General features: G+C 71.7%; 26 protein-coding genes and 1 tRNA gene. 13 read left to right on the top strand and 14 right to left on the bottom strand.

The features are described 5' to 3' along the window. The first annotated feature begins 22 nt into the window (after positions 1–22). The 3 genes from ACFVTF_RS00435 to ACFVTF_RS00425 all read left to right on the top strand — a co-directional run bounded on the left by ACFVTF_RS00435 (position 23) and on the right by ACFVTF_RS00425 (position 1,774). Positions 23–511 (top strand): LURP-one-related/scramblase family protein, encoded by a 489-nt coding sequence (locus ACFVTF_RS00435; RefSeq protein WP_387807255.1) that lies wholly within the window; start codon positions 23–25, stop codon positions 509–511. A 122-nt stretch (positions 512–633) separates the two neighbouring features. Further along, complete coding sequence (locus ACFVTF_RS00430) at positions 634–1,056, top strand: DUF350 domain-containing protein (RefSeq protein WP_387807252.1); 423 nt, start codon at positions 634–636, stop codon at positions 1,054–1,056. Positions 1,057–1,204: 148 nt separating this feature from the next. Continuing rightward, a complete protein-coding gene (locus ACFVTF_RS00425; protein WP_371517749.1) occupies positions 1,205–1,774 on the top strand; it encodes a GNAT family N-acetyltransferase in 570 nt (189 codons plus the stop codon). Positions 1,775–1,949: 175 nt separating this feature from the next. Here the strand turns inward: ACFVTF_RS00425 and ACFVTF_RS00420 are convergent, their stop codons facing one another. Genes ACFVTF_RS00420 through ACFVTF_RS00410 form a run of 3 tightly spaced genes read right to left on the bottom strand, consistent with a single transcriptional unit; the run spans position 1,950 to position 3,639 of the window. Beyond that, entirely contained in the window at positions 1,950–2,252 is a 303-nt protein-coding gene (locus ACFVTF_RS00420) for a type II toxin-antitoxin system VapC family toxin (RefSeq protein WP_387807249.1), read from the bottom strand. Next, entirely contained in the window at positions 2,249–2,524 is a 276-nt protein-coding gene (locus ACFVTF_RS00415) for a type II toxin-antitoxin system Phd/YefM family antitoxin (RefSeq protein ID WP_371517747.1), read from the bottom strand. Before ACFVTF_RS00415 ends, ACFVTF_RS00420 begins: the two co-directional genes overlap by 4 nt. A gap of 59 nt (positions 2,525–2,583) precedes the next feature. Then, positions 2,584–3,639: an aldo/keto reductase gene (locus ACFVTF_RS00410; protein WP_387807246.1), complete on the bottom strand. Its 1,056-nt coding sequence runs from the start codon at positions 3,637–3,639 to the stop codon at positions 2,584–2,586. 224 nt (positions 3,640–3,863) lie between these two features. Between ACFVTF_RS00410 and ACFVTF_RS00405 the strand changes: the two genes are divergently transcribed. Both ACFVTF_RS00405 and ACFVTF_RS00400 read left to right on the top strand, forming a co-directional pair. Further along, on the top strand, positions 3,864–4,862 hold the full coding sequence (locus tag ACFVTF_RS00405; protein WP_387807244.1) for an NAD(P)/FAD-dependent oxidoreductase: 999 nt from the start codon (positions 3,864–3,866) through the stop codon (positions 4,860–4,862). Between the two features lie 113 nt (positions 4,863–4,975). Continuing rightward, positions 4,976–5,878: a class I SAM-dependent methyltransferase gene (locus ACFVTF_RS00400; RefSeq protein WP_387807241.1), complete on the top strand. Its 903-nt coding sequence runs from the start codon at positions 4,976–4,978 to the stop codon at positions 5,876–5,878. A gap of 104 nt (positions 5,879–5,982) precedes the next feature. On the opposite strand, the gene ACFVTF_RS00395 is transcribed toward ACFVTF_RS00400, so the two are convergent. The 4 genes from ACFVTF_RS00395 to ACFVTF_RS00380 all read right to left on the bottom strand — a co-directional run bounded on the left by ACFVTF_RS00395 (position 5,983) and on the right by ACFVTF_RS00380 (position 9,454). Beyond that, positions 5,983–6,294, bottom strand: a complete 312-nt coding sequence (locus tag ACFVTF_RS00395; RefSeq protein WP_063348348.1) for a helix-turn-helix transcriptional regulator — start codon at positions 6,292–6,294, stop codon at positions 5,983–5,985. 183 nt (positions 6,295–6,477) lie between these two features. Further along, entirely contained in the window at positions 6,478–8,211 is a 1,734-nt protein-coding gene (metG, locus tag ACFVTF_RS00390) for a methionine--tRNA ligase (RefSeq protein ID WP_387807238.1), read from the bottom strand. A gap of 194 nt (positions 8,212–8,405) precedes the next feature. Further along, positions 8,406–8,606: a DUF397 domain-containing protein gene (locus ACFVTF_RS00385; protein WP_063348346.1), complete on the bottom strand. Its 201-nt coding sequence runs from the start codon at positions 8,604–8,606 to the stop codon at positions 8,406–8,408. Further along, positions 8,603–9,454, bottom strand: a complete 852-nt coding sequence (locus ACFVTF_RS00380; RefSeq protein ID WP_371517742.1) for a helix-turn-helix domain-containing protein — start codon at positions 9,452–9,454, stop codon at positions 8,603–8,605. The genes ACFVTF_RS00385 and ACFVTF_RS00380 overlap by 4 nt, the downstream gene beginning before the upstream one ends. 309 nt (positions 9,455–9,763) lie before the next feature. On the opposite strand from ACFVTF_RS00380, the gene ACFVTF_RS00375 reads away from it, so the two are divergent. Next, positions 9,764–9,922, top strand: coding sequence for a hypothetical protein (locus ACFVTF_RS00375; protein WP_350880619.1), 159 nt, complete (start codon positions 9,764–9,766; stop codon positions 9,920–9,922). 51 nt (positions 9,923–9,973) lie between these two features. Here the strand turns inward: ACFVTF_RS00375 and ACFVTF_RS00370 are convergent, their stop codons facing one another. The 3 genes from ACFVTF_RS00370 to ACFVTF_RS00360 form a co-directional block, all read right to left on the bottom strand. Continuing rightward, the gene (locus ACFVTF_RS00370) at positions 9,974–10,174 is read right to left on the bottom strand and encodes a DUF397 domain-containing protein (RefSeq protein ID WP_350880617.1); all 201 of its coding nucleotides are present in this window, start codon (positions 10,172–10,174) and stop codon (positions 9,974–9,976) included. Between the two features lie 60 nt (positions 10,175–10,234). Beyond that, positions 10,235–10,864, bottom strand: coding sequence for a GNAT family N-acetyltransferase (locus tag ACFVTF_RS00365; protein ID WP_387807235.1), 630 nt, complete (start codon positions 10,862–10,864; stop codon positions 10,235–10,237). Positions 10,865–10,987: 123 nt separating this feature from the next. Further along, positions 10,988–12,271 carry an adenylosuccinate synthase gene (locus tag ACFVTF_RS00360; protein WP_371517739.1) on the bottom strand — a complete coding sequence of 428 codons (1,284 nt, stop codon included), beginning with the start codon at positions 12,269–12,271 and terminating at the stop codon, positions 10,988–10,990. A gap of 126 nt (positions 12,272–12,397) precedes the next feature. On the opposite strand from ACFVTF_RS00360, the gene ACFVTF_RS00355 reads away from it, so the two are divergent. The 3 genes from ACFVTF_RS00355 (at position 12,398) to purM (ending at position 16,243) form a co-directional block, all read left to right on the top strand. Next, positions 12,398–13,252 carry a diacylglycerol kinase gene (locus ACFVTF_RS00355; protein ID WP_363621220.1) on the top strand — a complete coding sequence of 285 codons (855 nt, stop codon included), beginning with the start codon at positions 12,398–12,400 and terminating at the stop codon, positions 13,250–13,252. A gap of 242 nt (positions 13,253–13,494) precedes the next feature. Then, positions 13,495–15,078 carry an amidophosphoribosyltransferase gene (purF, locus tag ACFVTF_RS00350; protein ID WP_350880611.1) on the top strand — a complete coding sequence of 528 codons (1,584 nt, stop codon included), beginning with the start codon at positions 13,495–13,497 and terminating at the stop codon, positions 15,076–15,078. A 79-nt stretch (positions 15,079–15,157) separates the two neighbouring features. Continuing rightward, on the top strand, positions 15,158–16,243 hold the full coding sequence (gene purM / locus ACFVTF_RS00345) for a phosphoribosylformylglycinamidine cyclo-ligase (protein ID WP_387807230.1): 1,086 nt from the start codon (positions 15,158–15,160) through the stop codon (positions 16,241–16,243). A 160-nt stretch (positions 16,244–16,403) separates the two neighbouring features. Here the strand turns inward: purM and ACFVTF_RS00340 are convergent, their stop codons facing one another. Both ACFVTF_RS00340 and ACFVTF_RS00335 read right to left on the bottom strand, forming a co-directional pair. Next, entirely contained in the window at positions 16,404–16,661 is a 258-nt protein-coding gene (locus tag ACFVTF_RS00340) for a DUF3073 domain-containing protein (RefSeq protein WP_063348338.1), read from the bottom strand. 417 nt (positions 16,662–17,078) lie between these two features. Continuing rightward, entirely contained in the window at positions 17,079–18,236 is a 1,158-nt protein-coding gene (locus tag ACFVTF_RS00335; RefSeq protein WP_350880607.1) for a Glu/Leu/Phe/Val dehydrogenase dimerization domain-containing protein, read from the bottom strand. Positions 18,237–18,435: 199 nt separating this feature from the next. Between ACFVTF_RS00335 and ACFVTF_RS00330 the strand changes: the two genes are divergently transcribed. After that, entirely contained in the window at positions 18,436–19,332 is an 897-nt protein-coding gene (locus ACFVTF_RS00330; protein WP_387807227.1) for a hypothetical protein, read from the top strand. A gap of 485 nt (positions 19,333–19,817) precedes the next feature. Further along, a complete protein-coding gene (gene bldC, locus ACFVTF_RS00325; RefSeq protein ID WP_014137253.1) occupies positions 19,818–20,024 on the top strand; it encodes a developmental transcriptional regulator BldC in 207 nt (68 codons plus the stop codon). A gap of 358 nt (positions 20,025–20,382) precedes the next feature. Here the strand turns inward: bldC and ACFVTF_RS00320 are convergent. Then, positions 20,383–20,456, bottom strand: a tRNA-Asp gene (locus tag ACFVTF_RS00320). A 118-nt stretch (positions 20,457–20,574) separates the two neighbouring features. After that, a complete protein-coding gene (hrpA, locus tag ACFVTF_RS00315; RefSeq protein WP_387807225.1) occupies positions 20,575–24,561 on the bottom strand; it encodes an ATP-dependent RNA helicase HrpA in 3,987 nt (1,328 codons plus the stop codon). A gap of 187 nt (positions 24,562–24,748) precedes the next feature. Between hrpA and ACFVTF_RS00310 the strand changes: the two genes are divergently transcribed. Further along, positions 24,749–25,279 carry a SigE family RNA polymerase sigma factor gene (locus ACFVTF_RS00310; RefSeq protein WP_363376868.1) on the top strand — a complete coding sequence of 177 codons (531 nt, stop codon included), beginning with the start codon at positions 24,749–24,751 and terminating at the stop codon, positions 25,277–25,279. After that, on the top strand, positions 25,276–26,283 hold the full coding sequence (locus ACFVTF_RS00305) for a hypothetical protein (protein ID WP_387807221.1): 1,008 nt from the start codon (positions 25,276–25,278) through the stop codon (positions 26,281–26,283). Before ACFVTF_RS00310 ends, ACFVTF_RS00305 begins: the two co-directional genes overlap by 4 nt. The last annotated feature ends 119 nt before the right edge of the window (positions 26,284–26,402 follow it).

The following is a 26,402-nucleotide window of genomic DNA, read 5'->3' as shown; positions in this document are numbered from 1 at the left end:
CGTCGACACGGAGGAGGCCGCTGTGCGGTACCTGGTCAGGGAGAAGCTGTTCGCAGTCGGAGACGACTACTGGATCGAGGACGACCGGGGCCACAAGGCGTACCTGGTGGACGGCAAGGTGTTGCGGCTGCGGCACACCTTCGAGCTGAAGGACGCGCACGGGCGGGTGGTCGCGGTGGTGAAGGAGAAGGCGTTCACCGTCCGCGACGCGATGAAGATCGAGGACGCCGAGGGCGAGGTGATCGCGACCGTCCGGGAGAAGCTGTTCACCCCGTTCCGCGACAAGTACCTGGTGGAGCTGGCCTCCGGCGGCGAGCTGAAGATCCACGGCAACCTGATCGACAAGGACTACCGGATCGAGAACCACCACGGCGACGACCTCGCCCGGATCTCCCGCAAGTGGTTCCGGATCCGGGACACCTACGGCGTGGAGATCGCCGACGGCGCCGACACCGGCCTGCTGCTCGCGATCGCCGCCTGCGTCGACCACCTGGTGCACGAGGAACACTGATCCCCCACTGAGGTCAGGGGTCCTGCTTCCCCGGTCCGCCGCCCACCTCGGTGGGGTATCTTTTGCCAACCCTTGACCAGGCCGGTCGGGGATCGGCGAGCGGACCGGGGGCTGGGACCACGATGAACGACATCCTGCACGGGCTCGGCGCGGCGGCCGCCTACGGAGCCCTCGGGGTGGTGCTGCTGCTGCTCGGTGTCGGCCTGATGGACCTGTTGACGCCCGGCAGGCTCGGCCACCAGATCTGGGTCGAGCGCAACCGCAACGCCGCCGTGCTGCTCAGCTCCGCGCTGCTCGGCATCGGCGGCATCGTCTTCACCGCGATCATGTACACCTACGCGGACTTCGCCAAGGGCCTGCTCTCGACCGCCTGTTACGGCCTGCTCGGGTTGGTGCTGATGGCCGTCGCCTTCTGGGCGGTGGACCTGCTGACGCCCGGCAGGCTCGGCGAGATCCTGGTCGAGCCGGAGCCGCACCCGGCGGTCTGGGTCTCGGCCAGCTGCAACATCGCGGTCGCGGCGGTGGTGTCGGCCGCGATCGCCTGACGGCCCGCCGGAGCGCCCGAGCGCCTGGGCGCGCCCGGCCGCACGTTCGGCTGACGGAGCGTCGGCCGACGGCCGGCGGTGGGGATGAGGATCCGACCGGGGTCGCCGACCTGCTGCGGCGGTGGGGCCCGGCCGGTAACGTACCGGCATGGCTGACCTTGAAGAACGCGCCAACGTCGTCGCGTCCGGCTCGCGGCAGGCCGGGGCAGGGGTGTCCGTCCGACGGCGCCGCGTCACCGACCTCGCCGACTGCGTCCGGGTGCTCGGCGACGTCCACGCCACCGACGGCTACCCCGCCGACTGGCCCGACCGCCCCGCCGCCTGGCTCACCCCCGGGGGCCTGCTCGCCGCCTGGGTCGCCGAACTGGACGGCCGCCCGGTCGGGCACGTGGGCCTGTCCCGCAGTGCCCCCGGCGACGTCGCCCCCGGCCTGTGGAGCCGCCGCACCGGCGGCCGCCCGGAACTCACCGCCGTGATCGGCCGGCTCTACGTCGCCCCCACGGCGCGCGGCCACCGGATCGGCGCACAGCTGGCGGCGGCCGCCGTGGCGCACGCGCGGGCGCTCGGCCTCCACCCCGTCCTCGACGTCCTCGCCACCGCGGCCCCGGCGAACGCCTGCTACCGCCGCCTCGGCTGGACCTGGCTCGGCAGTGGCGAACAGCAGTGGGCCGCCGACCGCACGGTCGTGGTCCACTGCTTCGCCGCCCCGAGGGAGTAGCGGCTTCTCGCGGGCGGCCGGTGGCGGCGACCCGTCCGGAAGTGGCGACGGCACCACTGGAGCGGGGCCGTTCTTCACACGGGGATGACTTCGACGCCCTGCTCCAGGTCGACGAAGTCGCCCGCGTTCCGCGTGTAGAGCGGCAGGCCGTGGCCGGCCGCGGTTGCCGCGATCATCAGGCCCATGCGGTGGGGCGGGGGTCCCGCTTGGCCTGGATCGTGAGGGTGGTCAGGGTGCCGAACCGCCGAGCTGCCTCGCGGTCGAAGGGGAGGGTGGCGAACTCCGCCTCCACGTCCGCGAGTCGCTGGGCCCTGGCCATCATCTGCACCGGGTCCTTGGCCATGGCGACGCCCTGGGCGAGTTCGGCCAGCACGATGGACGACAGCGCGGCATCGGCTGGCAGGAGCTGTGGATCGATCTGTGGCAGATCGATCACGACGCAGGTGTCGAGCAGTCCGCGTTGGCGTCGCCCGGTCACTTCCGCTCCCACGGGTCGTCGCCGCCGATCCGGTCCTCATCGCCGTAGAAGGCGTCGGCTTCCGCGCGCGTCTGCGTCGCGTCGACCGTCGGCGCGTTCCGCCACTTTCGCTGGAGCTCCTCGACGGGGACGAATCGGCGGCGACTGCTGATCGGCCGGACTTCGGCGATCTCGGTGCCGTTGCGAGTGATGTGGTAGATCTCGCCGGCTTCGACATCGTCGAGCACGGCCTTGGACCGCGCTGCGAGTTCGCGCTGCGTGATGGTCTTCATGAGGCCAGTGTGTCGCGCCGTAATGCACCATGTCGCACTCACGGGGGCGGCCGGTTCGGCTATCCCGCCGGGCGGTCCGTGGTGGGGCGGCGGCGGAGGGCGGGGGTGGTGACGGACGGGGGCTGCCAGACGCCGTCGGGGTGGTAGACGTTGGTGCCGGGCGGGACGATGGCGTCGATGCGGTCCAGGGTGGCGTCGTCGAGGACCAGGTCGGCGCCCTTGAGGGCCGCCTCCAACTGGTCGTGGGTGCGCGGGCCGAGGATCACCGAGGTGACGGCGGGGTGCGCCAGCGGGAAGGCCACGGCCAGTTCGGGCAGGGTGCGGCCGAGGTCCCCGGCGAGGGCGGTGAAGGCCTCGACGGCCTCCAGCTTGGCCGCGGTGGTGGGGAGCGCCGGGTCGAAGCGGCCCGGGTTGATGGTCGGGCGGCCGGTGGTCAGGTCGGCCGGGCGGTCCTTGCGGTAGCGGCCGGTGAGGAAGCCGGAGGCGAGCGGGCCCCAGGTCAGTGCGCCCATGCCGAGCCGCTGGACGACGGGCAGCACGTCGCGCTCCACGCCGCGGGCGAGCAGCGAGTACGGCGGCTGCTCGGTGCGGAAGCGCGGCAGGCCGCGGCGCTCGGCGACGTGGTGCGCGTCGACGATCTGTTCGGCGGGGAAGGTGGAGCAGCCGAAGGCGCGGATCTTGCCGGCCCGGACGAGGTCGCCGAGGACGGACAGGGTCTCCTCGACGTCGGTGGTGTGGTCCGGCCGGTGGATCTGGTAGAGGTCGATCCGGTCGGTGCGCAGCCGGCGCAGGCTGTCCTCGACCGCCCGGAGGATCCAGCGCCGGGAGTTGCCGCTGCGGTTGCGGCCCTCGCCCATCGGGAAGTGCCCCTTGGTGGCGAGCACGATCTCGTCGCGGTCGCCGCGGGCGGCCAGCGTCCTGCCGACGATCTCCTCGGACTCGCCCGCCGAGTACATGTCGGCGGTGTCCACGAAGTTGATGCCGTGGTCGAGCGCGGTGTTGATGATCCGGGCGCAGTCGTCGTGGTCGGGGTTGCCGACGGAGCCGAGCATCATCGTGCCGAGGCAGTAGGTGCTCACTTCGATGCCGGTGCCGCCGAGAACGCGGTATCGCATGGTGCTGCTCCCCCTGGTGGTGGGCCGGTGGTGCGTCAGAGGCTAGGAGTTGGAGTGCACTCCATGGCAAGGGCCGGTCCGGATCCCCGTCCGCCGGGTGAGTTCGGGCCCGTGGCGCGGAGCGGACGGGCGGGGACCGGTCGGGGTGCGTTGTTTGCGAAAACGGCAACAAAGCTTGCCGATACGGCCGGTCCGGTCGCAGCCTGGCGGTGGAGGTGAGCGCCATGGGCGACACGATGAGGACGGCAGGGCCGACGGCCCCCCGGGACGACTACGACGCGGTGGTGGTCGGCGCGGGCGCGGCCGGGCTGAGCGCCGCGCTGGTGCTGGGCCGGGCCCGGCGCCGGGTGGCGGTGGTGGACGCGGGACAGCCGCGCAACGCCCCCTCCGCCCACATGCACGGGTACCTGAGCCGGGACGGCATGCCCCCGGCGGCGCTGCTGGAGGTCGGCCGGGCGGAGGTCGCCGGCTACGGGGTCGACCTGATCGACGCCCGGGTCGACCACGTCGAGGCCGTCGCGGATGCCGAAGCCGCGGGGACGGGCTTCGCCGTCCACCTGGCGGGCGGCCCCGTGCTGCACGCGCGCCGGGTGGTCGTCGCCACGGGCCTGCGCGACGGGCTCCCGGAGCTCCCGGGCCTGCTCGAACGCTGGGGCCGGGACGTGCTGCACTGCCCGTACTGCCACGGCTACGAGGTCCGCGACCGCCCGCTCGGCGTGCTCGGCACCGGCCCGGGCGCGGTCGACCAGGCGCTGCTGCTCCGGCAGTGGTCCGCGGACGTCGTCCTGATCACGCACACCCTCACGCCGACCGGGGCCGAGCGGGAGCGGCTCGCCGCCCGCGGCGTGCGGGTCGTCGAAGGCCGGATCACCCGGCTGGTGACGGACGCCGACCGGCTGCGCGGCGTGGAACTCGCGGACGGCCGGGTGGTGCCGCGCGAGGCCGTGTTCGTCTTCCCGCAGCCGGTGCCCCGGGACGCGCTGCTGTTCGGCCTGGAATGCGTCCGGGACGAGAACGGCTGGGTCACCACCGACCGGGCCGGCCGCACCAGCGTCCCCGGCGTCTGGGCGGTCGGCAACGTCGCCGACCCGCGGGCGCAGGTCGTCGTCGCCGCCGGGGCGGGCGCGGCGGCGGCGTTCGACCTCGACCACGACCTCGTCGCGGAGGAGGTCGGACGGGCGGTCGCCGAACACCGCGCGTCCGGCGCCGCCGTCCCCGCCTGAGCGGGGGAAGCTCCCCCCGGCGCCCGCGCCCGGCGTCACCCATTCGCCGACGTCGCCCATTCGACCGGCGTCACCCGTCCGACCTTCCGTCACCCACGATCGGAGAACCCACGATGTCCGAACACCAGCACCGGCACGGCCAGGGCCACCAGCACGGGCACCACCACGGCGACGTCCCCGCCGCCGACTTCGACTGGGACGCCCTCGCCGCCCACCTGGAGCGGGAGGCCGAACTGCGGGCCCCCGCCATCACCGGGGCCGCGCAGTGGCTGCGGTCCCTGCGCGGCGAGACCGACGGGGTGCGGCGGGTCCTCGACGTCGGCAGCGGGCCCGGGGTGATCGCCGGACTGCTCGCGGACGCCTTCCCCGAGGCCGAGACGGTTGCCGTCGACCAGTCGGCCGCCCTGCTGGAGCGCGCCCGGGCCCGCTCCGGCGGCCGTCTGAGCACCCAGCAGGCCGACCTGCCCGCCGAGTTCGGCAAGCTCGGCGAGGCCGACCTGATCTGGTCCGGCAACGCGATCCACCACCTCGGCGACCAGCAGGCCGCCCTGACCTCCCTCGCCGCGACGCTCCGGCCCGGCGGCCTGCTGGCCGTCGCCGAACGCGGCCTGCCGATGCGCTACCTGCCGCGCGACTTCGGCCTCGGCCGGCCCGGCTTCCAGGCCCGGCTCGACGCCGTGCACGAGGACGGCTTCAGCACCATGCGCGCCGAACTGCCCGGTGCCATCGAGGAGGTGGAGGACTGGCCGGCCATGCTCACCCGCGCAGGCCTGACCCCCAGCGGCACCCGCACCTTCCTGATCGACCACCCGGCCCCGCTCGCCCGCCCCGCCCGCGAGCACCTCCACACCCAGCTCGCCCGCCTGCGCGACCAGCTCGCCGACAACCTCGCCCCCGAGGACCGCACCACCCTCGACGCCCTCCTCGCCGAGGACACCCCCACCGGCATCCTGAACCGCTCGGACGCCTTCTTCCTCTCGGCCATGACCGTCCACACCGCCCGCAAGGCCGCCTGACGGCCGTGCGGCCGAGCCGGTCGCAGCCGGGCGGGGAGTCTCCGCCCGGCTGCGGCAGAGGCCCACAGGCAGAGGCCCACAGGCAGGAGCCCACAGGCAGAGGCCTACAGGGTGTGGCCGAGAGCGGTGATGAGGGCGGCGATGCGGGCCTCGTCGCGGCGGTAGTGGGTCCACTTGCCGATGCGGGTGGCGCGGACGAGGCCGGCGCGCTGGAGCTCGGCGAGGTAGGCGGAGACGGTGGACTGGGCGAGACCGGCCTTGGCCTGGATGTGGCTGACGCAGACGCCGACCTCGCGCGGGTCGGCGACCGCTTCCTCCAGGGGGAAGTGGCGTTCGGGTTCGCGCAACCATGCCAGCAGTTGCAGGCGCGTCGGGTTGGCGATCGCCCGCAGGGCGGTGACCAGGTCAACATCCATGGCTGGAAGCGTACCGGCGTGTGACGGCAGGGCATCGGCGAACCGACGCCGGTCGGTGGGGCAGTGCGGTGCCGCCGGGTGGGGTGCCGATGCCCTGGGCGAAGCATCGGTGATGATGCGTCAGATTCCCTACGGTGTCAGGCGGGTGGCGGACAGCCCGGGCCCCGGGCCGTCCGCCGGGGCTCAGCCCTCCTGGCCGCCGAAGCGGGTGGTCCAGCCGGCCAGGTCCTCGTCGGTGATCTTGGCGAACAGCACCGGCGGCACGGTGAACGCCGTCCCGGCCGGCACCAGGTCCAGTGCCCGCGCCTGCTCCGGGCCGACCCAGGACAGGCCGGCCGCCGGAGCGTCCGCGGGCAGGGCGAAGGCGCCGCGCATCGCCGCCGCCGCGGTCGGGATGAACGGCTCGGAGACCACCGCGTACAGCTGGATCAGGTTCATCGCGGTGCGCAGGGTCAGCGCCGCCGCGTCCGGGTCGGTCTTCACCTGGAGCCAGGGCGCCTTCTCGTCCAGGTACGCGTTGCCCGCGCTCCACAGCGCGCGCAGACCCTGCGCGGCCTTGCGGAAGTTGAGCGCGTCCAACTGGGCCTCGTACTCGGCCAGCAGGGCGGCGATCTGCTCGCCGAGGCGCTGTTCGGCCTCGCCGGGCGCGTGGCCGGCCGGGACGGCGTCGCCGAAGCGCTTGCGGCTGAAGGTGAGCACCCGGTTGACGAAGTTGCCGAGGGTGTCGGCGAGGTCCTTGTTGACGACGGAGGCGAAGAGGTCCCACGTGAAGCTGGAGTCGTCCGACTCGGGGGCGTGCGCCATCAGGAAGTAGCGCCAGTAGTCGGCCGGCAGCAGTTCCAGGGCGACGTCGGTGAAGATGCCGCGCTTCTGGCTGGTGGAGAACTTCCCGCCGTAGTACGTCAGCCAGTTGAAGGCCTTGACGTAGTCGACCTTCTTCCACGGCTGGCGCGAGCCGAGGATCGTGGCCGGGAACATCACGGTGTGGAACGGGACGTTGTCCTTGGCCATGAACTCGGTGTACCGGACGCTGTGGTCGGCCTCGTACCACCAGGACTTCCAGTCCCGGGCCTGCCCGGCCGGGGCCGCGTCCGCCCACTCCTTGGTGGCGCCGATGTACTCGATCGGGGCGTCGAACCAGACGTAGAACACCTTGCCCTCGGCCGCCAGCTCCGGCCAGACGTCGGCCGGCACCGGGACGCCCCACTCCAGGTCGCGGGTGATCGCGCGGTCCTGGAGGCCCTCGGTGAGCCACTTGCGGGCGATCGAGGAGGCCAGCACCGGCCAGTCGTCGCCGTGGGCGGCGATCCACTGCTCGACCTCGTCGGTCAGCTCCGACTGGAGCAGGAACAGGTGCCTGGTCTCCCGGACCTCCAGGTCGGAGCTGCCGCTGATCGCCGAACGCGGCTCCAGCAGGTCGGTCGGGTCCAGCACCCGGGTGCAGTTCTCGCACTGGTCGCCGCGCGCCTTGTCGTAGCCGCAGTGCGGGCAGGTGCCGACGATGTAGCGGTCCGGCAGGAAGCGGCCGTCGGCGTTGGAGTACACCTGCCGGATCGCGCGCTCCTCGATGAAGCCGTTGCGCTGGAGTTCGCGGGCGATCTCCTGGGTGATCTCGCGGTTCTGCGGGGAGGAGCTGCGGCCGAAGTGGTCGAAGGACAGCCCGAAGCCGTCGTACACCGCCTTCTGCGCGTCGTGCGCCTGGGCGCAGAACTCGGCGACGGGCAGCCCGGCCTCCTGCGCGGCCAGTTCGGCGGGCGTGCCGTGCTCGTCGGTCGCGCAGATGTAGAGCACCTCGTGGCCGCGCTGGCGCAGGTAGCGGGAGTAGACGTCCGCCGGGAGCATCGACCCGACCATGTTGCCCAGGTGCTTGATCCCGTTGATGTACGGAAGGGCGCTGGTGATCAGGTGCCGAGCCATCCTCGGATGCTCCGATTTCTCCCGCACGCGCACCCCACCCGGAGTGCTGTGCCAGGCGCAGGGGTCCACTGTGGGCTGCCAAGCCTACCGCCGCCGGGCCGGGAGGACGGTGCGGCTCAGGGAGGGGGCAGGCTCAGGGGCGGTGCTGCTCAGGGGCGGTGCTGCTCGTGCTCGGGGGCGGGGGCGGGCGTGGCTCAGGGCCCGACGGAGTCGCTGTACCGGTCGAACTCCCCGGCCTTCACCCCGCGGACGAACGCGGCCCACTTGCGCGGCGTGGTCCGGACGACGATCTCGGGGCGGTCCGACTCGCGGATCTCCACCAGACCGTCGGCGGCTCTGATCTCGACGCACTCGTTGCTCTCGCCGCTGGACGAGGACTTCCGCCACTCAGTCATGAGAAGTCTTTCAGTAAGGCCCGGATGAAGTCCCGGGACTCGGCCGGCCCGAGGGCGACCGCGGCGGTCTCCTCCTTGATCTGTCGGTACGTCTGCAGTTCGGTGTCGGTGTGCACGAACTTCGGCCCGTTCGAGAGGTCGATCTGTACGGTGTCGAGCTCGGGAACGGGCCCGCGGGCGAGGTAGAGGCTCTCTCCGGACCCGGGAAAGGTGTCGACGCTGAACGGGATGGTCCGGATCTCCACCCCGGGCCGCTCGGAATGCTCCAGTACGCCGAGCAGTTGGTCGCGCAGCACCACCGCCCCGCCGAACTGCATGCGCAGCGCGGATTCGTGGATGTACGCGGCGTACGGCTTCGGGCGTTCGGTGAACAGCCGCTGGCGCTGGATCCGGAACGCCGTGCGGGCGTCGGCGTCCGGCTGGGGCATGGGCGGCCGGACCCGTGCGAACACCGCGGAGGCGTACGCAGAGGTCTGCAGCAGTCCGGGGATGAAGGTGGTGTGCAGGATGGCCAGCGACTCGGCGTGGTGCTCCATCTCCGCGATGTCGATGAGCCCGCCGGGCAGCCGGCCGCGGTAGCCGTCCCACCAGTACTTGCGCCGGTCCTGCGTCATCGCGAGCAGCGCGTCGAGGTAGGGGCCGTCGGCGCAGTGGCAGGTGCGGGCCCAGAGCCGGAGCCGGTCGGCGCTGATGCCGGACTTCCCGTTCTCCATCTGCGAGATCTTGGGCAGGTCGGTGCCCAGGGTGGCGGCCAGGCTCTTGGGCGTCACGCCCACGCGTTCGCGCATCTTGCGCAGCTCGATGCCAAGGCGCTGCTGACGCACGGTCGGCGACAAGCGGGGTGGCATGACTCTCTTCTCCGGATCGCGGCTCGGGTCGATGCTTCCGGTGAAGTGTGCCGTGCTTACCCGGCCCTAGCTACTGAAATGGGGGATACCCCACGATGGAGTGAACGTTCTCCCGCTCGGTAGCAAGTCTTGCACCTCGACCCTATGGTCGTTCCCGCGTCAGTCACTGACTTGTTGTGGCCTAAACAGCCGCCAATCAGCCGTAAATACACACCAGATGCATGGTCGGCACGCTCGACATCACCGACCGGAGACTGTCATGCCGCTTCCGCTGCTTCTCACCCCCGCCCACCGCATTCCCGCCACCCGGTGAACGGCCTGCTCGTCGCCGGTTTGTCCGCCCTCCTGCTCGCCGTCCTATTCGTCGGCTGGCTGGTCTGGCTGGTCAACGCCCAACCCCGCGAACCGCGTTCCGTAAAACGCGAGTTCGTCGTCCGCCATTCCTCCGCCGCCGTCGAGAAGAAATAGCGCGCGGCAGCGGTGGCCCCCCGCCGGGAGGGGGGCCACCGGAGGGTGCGGTCAGCCGTCGCCGAAGTGGTCGAATTCGCCGCGCTTCACGCCCTCGATCCAGAGCGCGAACTTCTGCGGGGTGGTGACGATGATCGCGTCGGGGCTCTCGGATTCGCGGACCTCGATCAGCCCCCGTTCGTTGACGGACACCTCCACGGAGTCGCCGCCGTCCCGGGTGCTGCTGGTGGACTTCTGCCACTGCTGGGTCATCGGTTCCCTACTCCCATCGCGGTTCCTGCCTGGCACCCTGGACAACTCCCGGGCGGCCGTTCAGGAACGGGGGCGCACGGAGGGTCGGGGACCGCGCGAAAGGCGCTCGACGAGGCGGATCCGGGCGGCGGGCCACTCGTCGGCGAGCATCGAGAAGTAGGCGGTGTCGCGCCACACGCCGTTGGCGCGCCGCTTCTCGCGGCGGTGGACGCCCTCGTACTGGGCGCCGAGGCGCAGGATCGCGTTGCGGGAGCGCTCGTTGAGCGCGTCCGTCTTCCAGTAGACCCGGCCCATGCCCAGGTCGTCGAAGGCGTGCGAGAGCAGCAGCAGCTTGGCCTCGGTGTTGACGGGCGTGCGCCAGACCGAGCGGGCGTACCAGGTGCCGCCGATCTCGACGACCTCGTCGACGGGCCTGAAGTCGTAGTAGCCGGTGACGCCGACGGCCCGGCCGCTGGGGAGGTCGATCACGGCGAACTTCACCGCCGACCCGGCCGCCACCTCGGCGAGCCGGGCGTCGAGCATCGCGCCGAGGTCCTCCTCGGTCGCGGGCGGGAGGGAGGGGACCCAGCGCCAGACCTCCGGGTCGGGGCCGACGCCGGCCCACAGGTCGGGCAGGTGGTGACGGCCGAGGGGCTCCAGGCGGACGTGGCGGCCGGTGAGGGTCACGGGCGTGGGCGGCTGTGCGGTCATGCCGGAAAGGTAGCGCCATGCTGCACTAGATGCAATGGATATCTGCACTAGTGCAAAATCGGCGGAGCGGGCAAAGCGAAGGGCCCTGCGGGACGTCCCGCAGGGCCCTCGACCGGATCAGGCTCAGATGAACGAGTTGATCTGGATCGTCTCGTCGCGGCCCGGGCCGACGCCGATGGCGGAGATCGGCGCGCCGGACATCTCCTCCAGCGCCTTCACGTACGCCTGCGCGTTCTTCGGCAGCTCGGCGAAGGTCTTGGCCTTGCTGATGTCCTCGGTCCAGCCCGGCAGCGTCTCGTAGATCGGCTTGGCGTGGTGGAAGTCGGACTGGTTGTACGGGAGTTCCTCGACCCGCTTGCCGTCGATCTCGTACGCGACGCAGACCGGGATCTGCTCCCAGCCGGTGAGCACGTCGAGCTTGGTGAGGAAGAAGTCGGTGAGGCCGTTGACCCGGGTCGCGTAGCGCGCGATGACCGCGTCGAACCAGCCGCAGCGACGGTCACGGCCGGTGGTGACACCGCGCTCGCCGCCGATGCGGCGCAGCGCCTCGCCGTCCTCGTCCAGCAGCTCGGTCGGGAACGGGCCGGAGCCGACGCGGGTGGTGTAGGCCTTGAGGATGCCGATGACCCGGTCGATCTTGGTCGGGCCGATGCCGGCGCCGGTGCAGGCGCCGCCCGAGGTCGGGTTCGACGAGGTCACGAAGGGGTACGTGCCGTGGTCGACGTCGAGCAGGGTGCCCTGGCCGCCCTCCAGCAGGACGACCTTGTTCGCCTTGAGCGCCTGGTCCAGGACGAGGGTGGTGTCGGCGAGGAAGGGCTTGATCTTGTCCGCGTAGCCGAGGTACTCCTCGAGGACCAGCTCGGCCGGGATGGCGCGGCGGTTGTAGAGCTTGACCAGGATCTGGTTCTTGTCGTGCAGCGCCGCCTCGATCTTCTGGCGCAGGATCGACTCGTCGAACAGGTCCTGGACCCGGATGCCGACGCGGTTGATCTTGTCCGCGTAGGTCGGGCCGATGCCGCGGCCGGTGGTGCCGATCCGGCGCTTGCCGAGGAAGCGCTCGGTGACCTTGTCCAGGGTGCGGTGGTACGGCGTGATCAGGTGGGCGTTGCCCGAGATCAGCAGCTTGGAGGTGTCGATGCCACGGTCGTTGAGGCCGCTCAGCTCGGAGAGCAGCACGCCCGGGTCGATGACGACGCCGTTGCCGATGACCGGCGTCACGTTAGGGCTGAGGATGCCGGAGGGGAGCAGGTGCAGGGCGTACTTCTGGTCGCCGATGACCACCGTGTGACCGGCGTTGTTGCCGCCCTGGTAGCGGACGACGTAGTCGACGGAGCCGCCGAGGAGGTCGGTGGCCTTCCCCTTGCCCTCGTCCCCCCACTGAGCGCCAACGAGCACGAGTGCCGGCACAGGCGTACACCCCTTCCGGTTGGGGCATCCTGCGTAGGCCGCAGTCTGCCCCGAGATAGACGAAGCCCCTGGCGCAGTAGCGCAAGGGGCTCTTGCACCGAGAGATTACCTGAGGAAGGACCGGTCGTGTCGTCCCTGTCCACGCCCGCAACCGGCGGCCCCGAGCCGCTCCTGCTGCTCCTCGACCCGGCGGCCCGGCAGACCGACGGCGAGTCGGTGCGGATCGCGAAGGACGTGCTCTGCGGAGGCGCGGACGTCAAGGTGGTCTATCCGGAGAGCCCGTCCGAACTCGACCGGGTGCTTTCGCACCGGGGTCGTCGGCGCCCGGTCGTGATCGGTTCCGACCTGGCCTTGCAGCGGGTGCTCCAAGCCCTGTACCGCCAGCGTGAGCTGGGCGCCGATCCGGTGGGCATGGTTCCGGTCGGCCGGTCGGAGGAGCTGGCCGCGGCCCGCGCGCTCGGGGTGCCGGGGGAGCCGGTCCGGGCCGCGCGGGCGGTGCTGTCGGGTGCGGCGCGCAAGCTCGACCTGCTGGTCGACGACGGCGGCGGGGTGGCGCTGGGAGGGGTGCGGATCACCGGTGCCGGGACGCGGCGTCCGGCGGGCCGTACGGGTGGTTGGCGTTCGCTATGGGCGAAACTGGCTGCGGCCGAGCAGGCGAACGCACTCGCGGCGGACGGCCGGTCCTCCGCCGAGCACAATCCCCGGGTCCGGGTCGAGGCCGACGGCCGGCTGCTCGCGGACGTGCACCGGCCGGTGCGGCTGGTCCAGCTGACCCTGCCGGGCGCCGAGGCGGACGCCGCCGGCGTGCTGGAGGTGGTGATCCGCGCACCCGGCGCCCTGGTGCGGGCCCGGGCGGAGAGCGTCTCGGTGGTCGGGCGCGGCTTCGGCTACGAGGCGGACGGCCACCCCGTCGGTCCGGTCCGCGCCCGCACCTGGACGGTCCACCCGGGCGCCTGGGGCCTGTTGCTGCCCGCCGCGTGACGCCGGGGTGAACCCCGGGTGAGCAGGCTCACTTTCGCCGCCGCCCCGACGCCAGGCCCTCCGCACACGGAACGCCCCAACAGGCGCGAACCACAAGGCCAACCGCCTCCGGCCGGAATTCCCCCCACCCGAAATCCCCACCTGGTAAGGGGTTTTGTCTACGCGCGTTACCGGCCGATCGTCAGACAATCCCGGCCGCCCGGGTTCCGGAAGCCCGTGCCCGCTGCCCTAGACTCGAAGACGTGCCACGTGGTGACGGAAGACTCAACCACGATCTTCTTCCCGGTGAGAAAGGCCCCCAGGACGCTTGCGGCGTCTTCGGTGTCTGGGCTCCCGGCGAGGAGGTCGCCAAGCTCACGTTCTTCGGCCTTTACGCCCTGCAGCACCGCGGTCAGGAATCCGCGGGCATCGCAGTGAGCAACGGCTCCCAGATTCTCGTCTTCAAGGACATGGGGCTTGTCTCCCAGGTCTTCGACGAGGCCTCCCTGGGGTCGTTGCACGGGCATATCGCCGTCGGACACGCCCGCTACTCGACCACCGGGTCCTCGGTCTGGGAGAACGCCCAGCCGACCTTCCGCGCGACCGTGCACGGTTCGCTGGCCCTCGGGCACAACGGAAACCTGGTGAACACCGCCGAACTGGCGGCGATGGTCGCCGAACTGCCCGGTGAGGAGCACGTCTCCCGCTCCGGGCGGAGCGCCGCGACCAACGACACCGACCTGGTGACCGCGCTGCTCGCCGGCCACCCGGACCTCTCCATCGAGGAGACGGCCAAGGTCGTGCTGCCCAAGGTCAAGGGCGCGTTCTCGCTCGTCTTCATGGACGAGCACACCCTCTACGCCGCCCGCGACCCGCAGGGCATCCGCCCGCTGGTGCTCGGCCGGCTGGAGCGCGGCTGGGTGGTCGCCTCCGAGACGGCGGCGCTGGACATCTGCGGCGCCTCGTTCATCCGCGAGGTCGAGCCCGGCGAGCTGATCGCCGTCGACGAGAACGGCATGCGCAGCTCCCGCTTCGCCGAGGCGAAGCCCAAGGGCTGCGTGTTCGAGTACGTCTACCTGGCCCGCCCCGACACCAGCATCGCCGGACGCAACGTGCACCTCTCCCGCGTGGAGATGGGCCGCCGCCTGGCGAAGGAGGCGCCCGTCGAGGCCGACCTGGTGATAGCGACGCCGGAGTCCGGCACCCCCGCCGCGATCGGCTACGCCGAGGCCAGCGGCATCCCGTACGGCTCCGGCCTGGTGAAGAACGCCTACGTGGGCCGCACCTTCATCCAGCCCAGCCAGACCATCCGTCAGCTCGGCATCCGGCTCAAGCTCAACCCGCTGCGCGAGGTCATCGCGGGCAAGCGCCTGGTGGTCGTCGACGACTCGATCGTCCGCGGCAACACCCAGCGCGCGCTGGTGCGGATGCTGCGCGAGGCCGGCGCCGCCGAGGTGCACATCCGGATCTCCTCGCCGCCGGTGAAGTGGCCGTGCTTCTTCGGCATCGACTTCGCCACCCGTGCGGAGCTGATCGCCAACGGGATGACCGTCGAGGAGATCGGCCGCACGCTCGGTGCGGACTCGCTCTCCTACATCTCGATCGACGGCATGATCGAGGCCACCAAGCAGCCCAAGGACAGGCTCTGCCGGGCCTGCTTCGACGGCGAGTACCCGATGGAGCTGCCGGACCCGGCACTGCTCGGCAAGCTCCTGCTGGAGGCCGAGATCAAGGGCAGCCAGCAGCCGCCGGCCGTGCGCGGCAAGCCGACCAGCGGCAGCGACCTGGACGGCGTCCAGTCGCTGCTCGGCGGGGCGGGCGCGGCCGACGCGCTGCGCCGCCCGTAACGAATCCACGGTGGGGTCCCGCGAAACGGGGCCCCACCGCTGTTCCATCCCCCACCAGACCCGAGAGGGCCGCACCGTAGTGACCAGCAACCAGAACGGCGCCACCTACGCCGCAGCCGGCGTCGACATCGAGGCGGGCGACCGCGCCGTCGAGCTCATGAAGCAGTGGGTGAAGAAGGCGAACCGCCCCGAGGTGGTCGGCGGTCTCGGCGGCTTCGCCGGCCTCTTCGACGCGTCCGCCTTCAAGCGCTACGAGCGGCCGCTGCTGGCTTCGGCCACCGACGGCGTGGGGACCAAGGTGGCCATCGCGGCCGCCATGGACAAGCACGACACCATCGGCCACGACCTGGTCGGCATGGTCGTCGACGACCTGGTCGTGTGCGGCGCCGAGCCGCTGTTCATGACCGACTACATCTGCGTCGGCAAGGTCGTGCCGGAGCGGGTCGCCGCGATCGTCAAGGGCATCGCCGAGGGCTGCGCGCTGGCCGGCTGCGCCCTCGTCGGCGGCGAGACCGCCGAGCACCCGGGCCTGCTCGGCCCGGACGAGTACGACGTCGCGGGCGCCGGCACCGGTGTGGTCGAGGCCGACGCGCTGCTCGGCGCCGAGCGCGTGCGGGCCGGCGACGTGGTGATCGCGATGGCGGCCTCGGGCCTGCACTCCAACGGCTACTCGCTGGTGCGCCACGTGCTGCTGAACGAGGCCGGCTGGAAGCTGGACCGCAAGGTCGAGGAGTTCGGCCGCACGCTCGGCGAGGAGCTGCTGGAGCCGACCCGGATCTACTCGCTGGACTGCCTGGCGCTCACCCGCGCCACCGAGATCCACGCCTTCTCGCACGTCACCGGCGGCGGCCTGGCGGCCAACCTGGCCCGGGTCGTCCCGGAGGGCCTGCACGCCCGCCTGGACCGCGGCACCTGGACCCCGCTGCCGGTCTTCCAGACCGTCGCCCAGGTCGGCAAGGTGGCCACCCTGGAGATCGAGAAGACGCTCAACATGGGCGTCGGCATGGTCGCGGTCGTCCCGCCGTCCTCGGTGGAGGCCGTGCTGGCGATCCTGGAGGACCGCGGCGTCGAGGCCTGGCTGCTCGGCGACATCGTCGAGCGCACCGGCGAGCACGAGGCCGGCGCGGCGCTCTACAACGCCTACGAGGGCTTCACCGCGGGCTGAGCCCGACTGGACGACGAGAGGGCCCCTCCGGCGCACCGGAGGGGCCCTTCCGCGTTCTGCCACCGGGGGCGGCGACCACCCGGTACGCCGTCCGGTACGCGGGAACGCCGAAGACCGGCCTGGCGCGCTGGGCGCCTGGGCCGGTCGGCGAAACTACTGGCTACGAGCGGCGAGAGGCCTGCGACGGCCCGGTGCCCGGCTCGGTGTCGTCCTCGTCGTCGAGGTCGGCATAGCGGGCGGCGTACTCGGCATACGGGTCGTCGTCCTCCTCCTCCTCGATCGGCTCCGGGTCGATCGGAGCGGTGGACGGCGATGCGCCCAGCTCGTTGGACAGACGGTTAGCGTCAAACCCGCCGCTGTTGTACTTCAGCTCGCGGGCGACCTTCGTCTGCTTGGCCTTGGCCCGGCCGCGCCCCATGGGTCGACCCCCTCAACGATGGGGCTCACGGCCCCGAGTCTGACACGTGTTCATGATCAGGACCGGCCTGCCCGAATGGGAGGACCGTCCCTTGGAGCATTAACGGTACCTGTTTCCGCCGCTGGACGGTACGTCGTCGGTGTGACGTGGCGCGCACCGACCGCACCCGAGACCAGGTCTTCCCAGGTCAGGGGAGGTTTTGCGGCGGTTTGCGCGCTGTCCGGAGGTGTCTCAGGTCCGTCGTTCCAGGACCGATTATCCCCCCAAGGGGGACCTTGGATCACCCGATCGGGCGCAGAAGTGAGAATCCGGTTCCACATCGTGATGCGCGGGGGACGGCTGGGCCCCTCCCGCCCGGGGGGCGGGTCACGGGGGTGCGGCCGCCCCCCGCGCGTCCGAGGTTCCGGGGGCGCCGGATCAGGCGCGGCGGGCGCCCGGCAGCAGGACCGTGCGCAGCGCGCTGATCTCGCGCATCCGCTTCTCGGCCAGGCGGTCGGCGGCGACCGCCGGCGGGACGCCGTCGGAGGCGGCCCGGGTGAAGATCTCCAGGGTGGTGTCGAAGATCCTGGTGGCCTTGTTCTTGGCCCGGTCGAAGTTGAAGCCCTCGATCTCGTCGGCGACCTGGATCACGCCGCCGGAGTTCACCAGGTAGTCCGGCGCGTAGAGGATGCCGCGGTCCGCGAGGTCCTTCTCGACGCCCGGGTGGGCCAGCTGGTTGTTGGCCGCGCCGCAGACGATCGTGGTGCCGGACTCGCCGAGCGCGGCCACCGTGTCGTCGGTCAGCGCGCCGCCCAGGGCGCAGGGGGCGTAGACGTCCAGCCGGGCCTGCAGCAGGGCGGCGGTGTCGGCGACGACCTCCACCTCCGGGTGGGCCGCGCGGACGCGGTTCAGGGCGGTCTCGGAGACGTCGGTGATGACGACGGTGGCGCCGTCCGCGACGAGGTGGCCGACCAGGTAGTGGCCGACCTTGCCGACGCCCGCGACGCCGACCCGCTTGCCGCGCAGGGTCGGCTGGCCCCAGCGGGCCTGGGCGGTGGCGCGCATGCCCTGGAAGACGCCGAAAGCGGTCAGGATGGACGAGTCGCCGGCGCCGCCGTGCTCGGGCGAGCGGCCCGTCACGAACTGCGTCTCGCGCGCGATGACGTCCATGTCCTGCACGTAGGTGCCCACGTCGCAGGCGGTGATGTAGCGGCCGCGCAGGGACTCCACGAAGCGGCCGTAGGCGCGGAGCATCGCCTCGTTCTTGTCCTTGTTGGGGTCGCCGATGATGACGGCCTTGCCGCCGCCGAGGTCGAGCCCGGCCAGCGCGTTCTTGTAGGACATGCCGCGGGACAGGTTGAGCGCGTCCTCCAGGGCCGCCTCCTCGGAGGCGTACGGGAAGAAGCGGGTGCCGCCGAGGGCCGGGCCCAGCGCGGTGGAGTGGATGGCGATGATCGCCTTGAGCCCGGAGCTGCGGTCGTGGCAGAGGACGACCTGCTCGTGGCCGTCGCCGGGGGCGCCGTCCTGCTCGGTGCGGAAGATCCTGCTGAGCACTCCGGGTGCGGGGTGCGTGGCGGATGTCTGTACGTCGGTCACTGTGGTGACTCCAGTATCGAAGGCCCGCCTGCTGTGGTGCGGGCGCCTAGGGCGAAGCGTAGTCGTGGGAGCGTCGCCGATCCGCCCTCTTGTCCGAGCTTGTCCCCGCGGTCCGAGGAATGAGACGCCGGGGGTGCGCGGTGCGGGCGCGAACGGGTTCGGGGGCGCGCCCTCCCGGGGCCGGTCGGCGCGTGCGACCATGCAGGACGTGACCGTCGTGCGCACCTCGGTACTGCCGCCCTACGCCGCCCACCTGCGGGTCTACGAGCCGTTGGCCGCCTACCCGGAGTCCGAGCGGGCGCGCTGGCAGGCCTACGCGGCGCAGCGCGGTCCGGACGCCGTCGAGGCGGCGCAGCCGGTGGCCGAGGCCGTCCTGGAGGAGCAGCGGGAGGCGCTGGCGGAGCTGGCCTCCCGGACGCCCAGGGCGCTGCCCGAGCGGGAGAGCGGGCGGGCCTACCTGCGGGTGGTGGACGGCGTGCTGTACGTCTGCCCGTGGGCGACCAGGCTGCGCAGCTGGCAGGCGCTGGAGGAGCTTCGGGCGGCCGCGCCGGTGGCGCTGCTGGACACCGCGGTGCCGCCGGTGGCCCGGGCGGCGGCGGAGGCGGACCGGGAGCGCTGGCGGGCCGGCCATCCGGACGCCCGGCCGTGGATCCTGACCAGCCGGTGGGAGGTGCCGGTGCGCTGGTTCCTGCCGTTCGGGGACGAGGACCGCTGCTTCGTGCCGGCGCAGGAGCGGGGCAAGCCGGGGCGGGCGGCGGCGCTGTTCTACCTGGTGCCGATGGCGCAGGCGCGCCGCCGGGTGGCCCGGGCCTTCCGGGCGCTGCGTGAAGAGGTGCCGGACGGGGAACTGGTCCGGGGGGCGGAGCAGATCGGGCGGTGGCTGGAGGAATTCCATCCGCGCTCGCTGGTGGAGCTGGACTACGGGGGGCTGGTGCATGTGCTGGGGCCGGAGAGGCTGTTGGCGGACCGTTCGGCGGGGGAGCTGGAGGAGGGGCTCCGCGCGCTGCGGGCGGGGGACACCGAGGAGGCGCTGCGCGCGTACGGGGAACTGACGGCGCGCTGGCGGAGGGTGCTGGCGCTGCGGTACGCGAACTGACGTCCGACCAGCCGTGTATGACTGTAAGAGTCCTATGGCCCGAGCTGGATGACCAAGGTCCTGGTTCGGGTCAATAGCTGTCGAACGTGACACTACTCACCGTTGACGCGAACTTACCCCTATGTGCAAAAATGGGACAACCAGCCCAACTTCACGCGGGCATGCCCACTTTTGGGTGGTTCTGGAGTCGATGCGTGCTTTGCGGGGAAACAGGGGGTCTGGTCCCCTCGTAACCAGGCGTCACGGTCGTGTGACTGCCCGTTATGGGGTGGTCCATCGCCATCCGTCGCTCTTGAACCCGTGAGGGGTCAATTTTGGCGGTTTGGTCGATAGGGCTGGACGGATGGTGTAGTTGTAGACACCAGGACAAGCCGTTCGTCCTATAACCGACTCGGCCCGTCTATGCCATTTCGGGCATCGCGGGCCAAGGTGCAGAATTTGAAGGATAGAACCGCCCTGGTTCGGTTCTCCCGAGGAGGCCGCTCATGACCGCTCGTACCCCTGATGCTGAGCCCCTGCTGACGCCGGCAGAGGTCGCCACCATGTTCCGCGTGGACCCGAAGACGGTCACTCGTTGGGCCAAGGCGGGCAAGCTGACGTCCATTCGCACGCTCGGCGGTCACCGCCGTTACCGCGAGGCGGAGGTGCGCGCTCTGCTGGCCGGGATTCCCGCTCAGCGCACTGAGGCCTGATAGGCCAAAGGCTCTTTAAAGGGGCCGCTTACCGGACTCCGCCGGGTCCGGTAAGCGGCCCCTTTGCCATGCCCGCCCACGGTGCCCGGGTACTCGGCACAACGTACGGAATGCTGAACTCCGGATAACGATTTGATGCGCATGATGCGGGGGGGATTTACAGTTAATGGCTGTACAATTTTACATATTAAATTAGTGAGGTCTTGATGGGGGTGGTACGGGGGTGCTCTCGGGAAAAGATAAGTGACGACCGTCACACCGTCTGTCACTTGTGGTCCGGACCTGGTCCGGGATAAACACCGGACGCCCAAAAGCGAGAGGCCCGGAACCTGACGGTTCCGGGCCTCTCGCACTGCGGCGATCCCGACGGGACTTGAACCCGCGACCTCCACCTTGACAGGGTGGCGAGCTAACCAACTGCTCCACGGGACCAGAGTTTTCTGATCTCGTTCACTCGCTTGCCGCGCTGCGAACAAGACAGACTGTAGCCCATGGTGGGCCCCCAGGTCGAACTGGCACCTGAGGGCCCCCGAGGAGGACGCCGCCCAGCTCAGAGCGTGGCCCTGGCGGCCTCCATCGCCTTGGTGATCCGCTTCTCCGACACCGGGCTCGGCGTGCCCAGCGACTGGGCGAAGAAGCTGACCCGCAACTCCTCGATCATCCAGCGGATCGCCAGCACCTCCGCGGACGGCTGCCGGCCGGCCGGCACCGCCGCCAGCAGCTCCCCGTACTCCCGCTGCACCTGCTGGACCTTCAGCAGCTGCTGGGCGTCCCGCTGCGGGTGGTTGGGCAGCGCCTCCAGCCGACGGTCCACCGCCAGCAGGTAGCGCTTGAGGTCCGGCAGCCGCTGCCAGCCGGTGGCCGTGACGAAGCCCGGGTGCACCAGGGAGGCCAGGTGCAGCCGGACGTCGTTCACCGCGTTCAGCAGCACCGGGCTGCTCACCGACTTCAGCCGGGTCGAGGCCTTGTGGAAGGCGATCAGTGCGGTGGCCGTCTTCAGCGTGGTGTCCGCGGACAGGTCGTACAGGTCCGCCCGCACCTTGTCGTGCAGCGTGCCGAAGGCCGCCTCGTCCCAGGCCGGTCCGCCGGCCAGGGTCATCAGCCGGTCCGTCGCACAGGCCACCACGTCCTCGAAGAGGGCGTTCACCGAACCGTGCGGGTTGTGCGAGAGCGCCAGCTTCGCCTGGTTGCCCAGCCGGCCCTGGATCGACTTGGCCGGGGAGGTGGTGGTCAGCATCAGCAGCCGGCGGGTGCCCTCCCACATCGACTGCGTCTGCGCCTGCGGGGTGTCGAACAGCTTCACGCCGACCGACGCCCCCTCGTCCACCAGGGCCGGGTAGGCGCGCAGCGAGTGGCCGCGCGAGCGCTGCTCGAAGGTGCGCTGGAGCACGGGCAGGCCGCCCGGCCAGGCGGTCAGCCCGCCCTGCTCGATGCCCTGGCCGGAGGCCGCCGAGGACAGCGTCTCCTTGAGCTTCGGCTTGAGCCGCAGCCGCAGCTCCTCCAGGTCCTTGGACTCGGCGAGCTTGCGGCGGCCGTCCACCACCCGGAAGGTCACCTTGAGGTGGTCCGGTACCCGCTCGTCGTCCCAGGCCTCCGGCGGCACGGTGATGGCCGTCAGGCGCTTGAGGGCGTGCTCCAGGGACGGCAGCAACGGCTCCTGGCGGTCCTTCACCGCGCGCAGCGCCGCCTTCGCGAAGTCCGGCGCCGGCACGAAGTTGCGCCGGATCGCCTTCGGCAGCGACTTGATGTACGCGGTGACCAGCTCCGTCCGCAGGCCCGGGATCTGCCAGTCGAAGCCCTCCGCGGTGACCTGGTTGAGCACCGGCAGCGGGATGTGGACGGTCACGCCGTCCGCGTCGCTGCCCGGCTCGAACTGGTAGGTCAGCTGGAAGCGCAGCTTGCCCTGCTGCCAGTGGTCCGGGTAGTCGGCCTCCGTGACGCCGTCCGCGGAGTCGTTGATCAGCATCGACTTCTCGAAGTTGAGCAGGTCCGGCTGCTCGTGCCGGGCCTTCTTCCACCAGGAGTCGAAGTGCCGGGTGGAGACCACGTCCTCCGGCAGCCGGGCGTCGTAGAACTCGAACAGGGTCTGATCGTCGACCATGATGTCCCGGCGCCGGGCCCGGTTCTCCAGCTCCTCGACCTCGCCGAGCAGCTTGCGGTTCTCGGCGAAGAACCGGTGGTGGGTCTCCCAGTCGCCCTCGACCAGCGCGTTGCGGATGAACAGCTCGCGGCACAGCTCCGGGTCGATCCGGCCGTAGTTGACCTTGCGCTGGGTGACGACCGGCATCCCGTAGAGCGTGACCCGCTCGTACGCCAGGACGGCTCCGGCCTTCTTCTCCCAGTGCGGCTCGCTGTACGTCCGTTTGATCAGGTGGCCGGCCAGCGGCTCCACCCACTCCGGCTCGATCTTGGCGTTGATCCGCGCCCACAGCCGGGACGTCTCCACCAGCTCGGCCGACATCACCCAGCGCGGCGGCTTCTTGAACAGGCCCGAGCCCGGGAACACCGCGAACCGGGCGCCGCGCGCGCCGCCGTACTCGCGCTTCTCCACGTCGAACAGGCCGATGTGGGAGAGCAGGCCGGCCAGCAGCGACTGGTGGATCCGGTCGGCGTCCGGCTCGGCGTCCTCGTGCGGCTCCTCGATGGTGACGCCCAACTGCTTCGCGACCGTGCGCAGCTGGGTGTAGATGTCCTGCCACTCCCGTATCCGCAGGTAGTTGAGGAACTCCGCCTTGCACATCCGGCGGAAGGCCGAGGAGGACAGCTCGCGCTGCTGCTCCCGGACGTAGCGCCACATCGCCAGGTAGGACAGGAAGTCGGAGGTCTCCGAGTTGAACCGGCGGTGCCGCTCGTCGGCGGCCTGGCGCTTCTCGGCGGGGCGCTCGCGCGGGTCCTGGATGGACAGCGCGGCGGCGATCACCATCACGTCGCGCACGCAGCCGTTCTTGTCGGCCTCCAGCACCATCCGGGCCATCCGCGGGTCCACCGGGAGCTGGGCCAGCTGGCGGCCGAGCGCGGTGAGGCGCTTGCGCGGGTCCTTCTCGTCCGGGTCCAGCGCGCCCAGCTCGTGCAGCAGGTGCACGCCGTCCTTGATGTTGCGGGAGTCCGGCGGGTCCAGGAACGGGAAGGCGGCGATGTCGCCGAGGCCCGCCGCCGTCATCTGCAGGATCACCGAGGCCAGGTTGGTGCGCAGGATCTCGGCGTCGGTGAACTCGGGGCGGGAGAGGAAGTCCTCCTCCGAGTACAGCCGGATGCAGATGCCGTCGGAGGTGCGGCCGCAGCGGCCCTTGCGCTGGTTGGCGCTGGCCTGGCTGATCGCCTCGATCGGCAGCCGCTGCACCTTGGTGCGGTGGCTGTAGCGGGAGATCCGGGCGGTGCCCGGGTCGATCACGTACTTGATGCCGGGGACGGTGAGGCTGGTCTCGGCGACGTTGGTGGCGAGGACGATCCGGCGGCTGCCGGAGCGCTGGAACACCCGGTGCTGCTCGGCCGAGCTCAGCCGGGCGTACAGCGGCAGGACCTCGGTGGACTTGAGCTTCAGCTTGTCCAGGGCGTCGGCGGTGTCGCGGATCTCGCGCTCGCCGGAGAGGAAGACCAGGATGTCGCCCGGGCCCTCGGCCTGGAGCTCCTGGGCCGCTTCGCAGATCGCCTGGATCTGGTCCCGGTCGCGGTCGGCGTCCGTCGCGTCGTCGTCCTCGTCCAGGTCGTCGACGATCGGGCGGTACCGGACCTCCACCGGGTAGGTGCGGCCGGAGACCTCGATGATCGGGGCGTCGTTGAAGTGCCGGGCGAAGCGCTGCGGGTCGATGGTCGCGGAGGTGATCACGACCTTGAGGTCCGGGCGGCGCGGGAGCAGCTGCTTGACGTAGCCGAGGATGAAGTCGATGTTGAGGCTGCGTTCGTGCGCCTCGTCGATGATCAGGGTGTCGTACTGGAGCAGTTCGCGGTCGGTCTGGATCTCCGCGAGCAGGATGCCGTCCGTCATCAGCTTGACCAGGGTGTCCTGGCCGACCTGGTCGGTGAACCGGACCTTCCAGCCGACCGCCTCGCCCAGCGGGCTGCGCAGCTCCTCCGCGACCCGCTCGGCGACCGTACGGGCGGCGATCCGGCGCGGCTGGGTGTGGCCGACCAGACCGCGCACGCCGCGGCCCAGCTCCAGACAGATCTTCGGGATCTGGGTGGTCTTGCCGGAGCCGGTCTCACCCGCGACGATCACCACCTGGTGGTCCCGGATGGCCGCCAGGATCTCGTCCTTCTTCTGGCTGACCGGCAGCTCGGCGGGATAGCTGATCGGCGGGACGGCACCGCGGCGCTGCTCGACCAGCAGCTCGGCGCGGTCGATGTCGGCGGCGATCTGGGCGGCGACCTTCTGCCGGGCCTCGGGCTTGCGGACCCGACGGGCCCCCTCCAATCGGCGCCCGATCCGCACCTGGTCGCGCAGGGTCAGCTCGGGCAGGCGGGCGGCCAGCTCACCGATACCGGGACCCTCGGCGGGTGCGGGGGCGGACTGGACTGCGGGAGAACTCACTGCGGGCATCCCTCTAGGTTCGCAAGGAGGCACGGCGCCGCGCACCTCGGTTTTCGAGCCTCTCCAGTGTCACAGCCACCGGCGGCCGAGCGCGAACGGCGGGTCCGGGCGCCGGTGCGTCGGGGCCGGGCGGCTCCGGGCCGGGCCAGGCAACGGTTCGCGGCGGTTTCGGGCTCTGGGGGGTGAGGAGGTGCTCATGGGAGCCCAGAAGACCGCGAGGGACGAGGAATTCCGCGCGTTCACCGGCAGCGCGTGGACGCGGCTGCTCAGGACGGCGTACCTGCTCGCGGGGGACCGGCACACCGCCGAGGACCTGGTCCAGCAGGCCCTGGAGCGGGCGTACGTCGCCTGGAGCCGGGTCCGGGCGGCCGACGACCCGCACGCCTACGTGCGCCGGATCCTGATCAACGAGCACGCCAGACGGTTCCGCCGCCGAGCGGCCGAGGAACTGGTCACCGCCGTCCCCGACCGGGCCGCACCCGAGGGCCCCGACGGCTACGCGCGGCTGGACGAACGGGCGGCGCTGCTCACGGCCCTCGGCACGCTGCCGCCCCGGCAGCGGCAGGCCGTCGTGCTGCGGTACTGGGAGGACCTCACCGAGACCCAGACCGCGGCGGCGATGGGCTGCTCGGTCGGGACGGTGAAGAGCCAGGCGGCCAGGGGCCTGGCCAAGCTGCGGGAGGCCTCCTCACTCAACGGGCTGGCGAGCATCGGAGGCGGAAGATGAGCAACGAGGACACCGGCGGCGGCGTGGGCGGTTCGGGCGGCATGGGTGGCGTGGGCGGTTCGGGCGGCGAGGACATGGCCGGGGCGGGGTCCGAGGCCTCGGCGGCGCGCGTCCTGGGCGAGCTGGCCGGAAGCGTCGAGATCGGGGCCGTCCCGTACGACCGGCTGGTCGCCGGGGGGCGGCGCCGGCTGCGGCGCCGGCGGCTGCTGACCAGCGGGGCGGTGGCGGCGCTGGTCGCGGCGGCCGTCGTCGGGGGGACGGCACTCGGCGGGCTCGGGCGGGGGCGGGGGCCGGGCGACGCGGCCGACGCGGGGGTGGTGGTGGCGGACGCCCGGACCGTCACCACCGCCGAGGCCGCCGCGGGCACCGCAGGCACCGCGGGCACCGCCGCGACACCGACCGCTCCCGAGCGGGATCCGTTCACCCCGGTCCGGGTCGTGGTCGGCCAGGGCACCACGAACGGCAGGCAGTGGCAGGCGTGGGCCGCGTTCTGGCCGGCGACCGCCACCAAGGAGGACGCCCTCCGGCAGGCCCGGCTGATCTGGGAGGACCGGCACGCGGCCATCCCGCAACTGCCGGAGACCACCCGGGCGGACATCGACCGGAGCTGGCGCCCGGACGTGGACCTGGTGAACCTCTACGCCACCGTGGACGGGCAGCGCCAGGTCGACGACGCGATGCACGACACCCCCGCCCCGGGGGCGCCGGACGGGGCGATCACCGACCGGGCCACCTCCGGAGGGGGGACGATGCTCGGGCTCAAGGGCGGCGAGCTGGGCGCCTCACCGGTGGTGATCGCCGGGGTCCGGCCCCAGGTCGCGAAGGTTGTGGTCACCTGGGACACCGGCGGCGTCAGCGAGTCGGTGCCGGTCGCCCTCGGGGACTCCCCGACGCACTGGTACGCGATCGCCAAGAAGCCGGGCGCCCAGGCCCGCACCTTCACGTACTACGCGGCGGACGGCTCGGTGCTGGGCACCGACGTCAGCTGGTTCCGCTCCTACTGAACCCGCCCGGCGCTGCGCCGGCCCCGGCGCCGCCCGTGCGACCGGCCCACCTCCCCCTCGGGCCGGCCCGCCCGAGGGGGAGCCGCCCGGGATCAGTAGGGCAGCAGGTCGCCGGTGAC

Source organism: Kitasatospora sp. NPDC057940, assembly GCF_042887425.1.
Classification (GTDB): domain Bacteria; phylum Actinomycetota; class Actinomycetes; order Streptomycetales; family Streptomycetaceae; genus Kitasatospora.
Note: the sequence above shows the minus strand (reverse complement) of the source record. Positions and strands in the feature narration are given on the sequence as shown.

Coding starts and splice junctions, on each gene's coding strand:
- ACFVTF_RS00430 (WP_387807252.1), top strand. CDS start 634: ATGAACGACATCCTGCACGGGCTCGGCGCGGCGGCCGCCTACGGAGCC.
- ACFVTF_RS00425 (WP_371517749.1), top strand. CDS start 1,205: ATGGCTGACCTTGAAGAACGCGCCAACGTCGTCGCGTCCGGCTCGCGG.
- ACFVTF_RS00415 (WP_371517747.1), bottom strand. CDS start 2,524: ATGAAGACCATCACGCAGCGCGAACTCGCAGCGCGGTCCAAGGCCGTG.
- ACFVTF_RS00410 (WP_387807246.1), bottom strand. CDS start 3,639: ATGCGATACCGCGTTCTCGGCGGCACCGGCATCGAAGTGAGCACCTAC.
- ACFVTF_RS00405 (WP_387807244.1), top strand. CDS start 3,864: ATGGGCGACACGATGAGGACGGCAGGGCCGACGGCCCCCCGGGACGAC.
- ACFVTF_RS00400 (WP_387807241.1), top strand. CDS start 4,976: ATGTCCGAACACCAGCACCGGCACGGCCAGGGCCACCAGCACGGGCAC.
- ACFVTF_RS00395 (WP_063348348.1), bottom strand. CDS start 6,294: ATGGATGTTGACCTGGTCACCGCCCTGCGGGCGATCGCCAACCCGACG.
- metG (WP_387807238.1), bottom strand. CDS start 8,211: ATGGCTCGGCACCTGATCACCAGCGCCCTTCCGTACATCAACGGGATC.
- ACFVTF_RS00385 (WP_063348346.1), bottom strand. CDS start 8,606: ATGACTGAGTGGCGGAAGTCCTCGTCCAGCGGCGAGAGCAACGAGTGC.
- ACFVTF_RS00380 (WP_371517742.1), bottom strand. CDS start 9,454: ATGCCACCCCGCTTGTCGCCGACCGTGCGTCAGCAGCGCCTTGGCATC.
- ACFVTF_RS00370 (WP_350880617.1), bottom strand. CDS start 10,174: ATGACCCAGCAGTGGCAGAAGTCCACCAGCAGCACCCGGGACGGCGGC.
- ACFVTF_RS00365 (WP_387807235.1), bottom strand. CDS start 10,864: ATGACCGCACAGCCGCCCACGCCCGTGACCCTCACCGGCCGCCACGTC.
- ACFVTF_RS00340 (WP_063348338.1), bottom strand. CDS start 16,661: ATGGGGCGCGGCCGGGCCAAGGCCAAGCAGACGAAGGTCGCCCGCGAG.
- ACFVTF_RS00330 (WP_387807227.1), top strand. CDS start 18,436: ATGCAGGACGTGACCGTCGTGCGCACCTCGGTACTGCCGCCCTACGCC.
- bldC (WP_014137253.1), top strand. CDS start 19,818: ATGACCGCTCGTACCCCTGATGCTGAGCCCCTGCTGACGCCGGCAGAG.
- hrpA (WP_387807225.1), bottom strand. CDS start 24,561: ATGCCCGCAGTGAGTTCTCCCGCAGTCCAGTCCGCCCCCGCACCCGCC.
- ACFVTF_RS00310 (WP_363376868.1), top strand. CDS start 24,749: ATGGGAGCCCAGAAGACCGCGAGGGACGAGGAATTCCGCGCGTTCACC.
- ACFVTF_RS00305 (WP_387807221.1), top strand. CDS start 25,276: ATGAGCAACGAGGACACCGGCGGCGGCGTGGGCGGTTCGGGCGGCATG.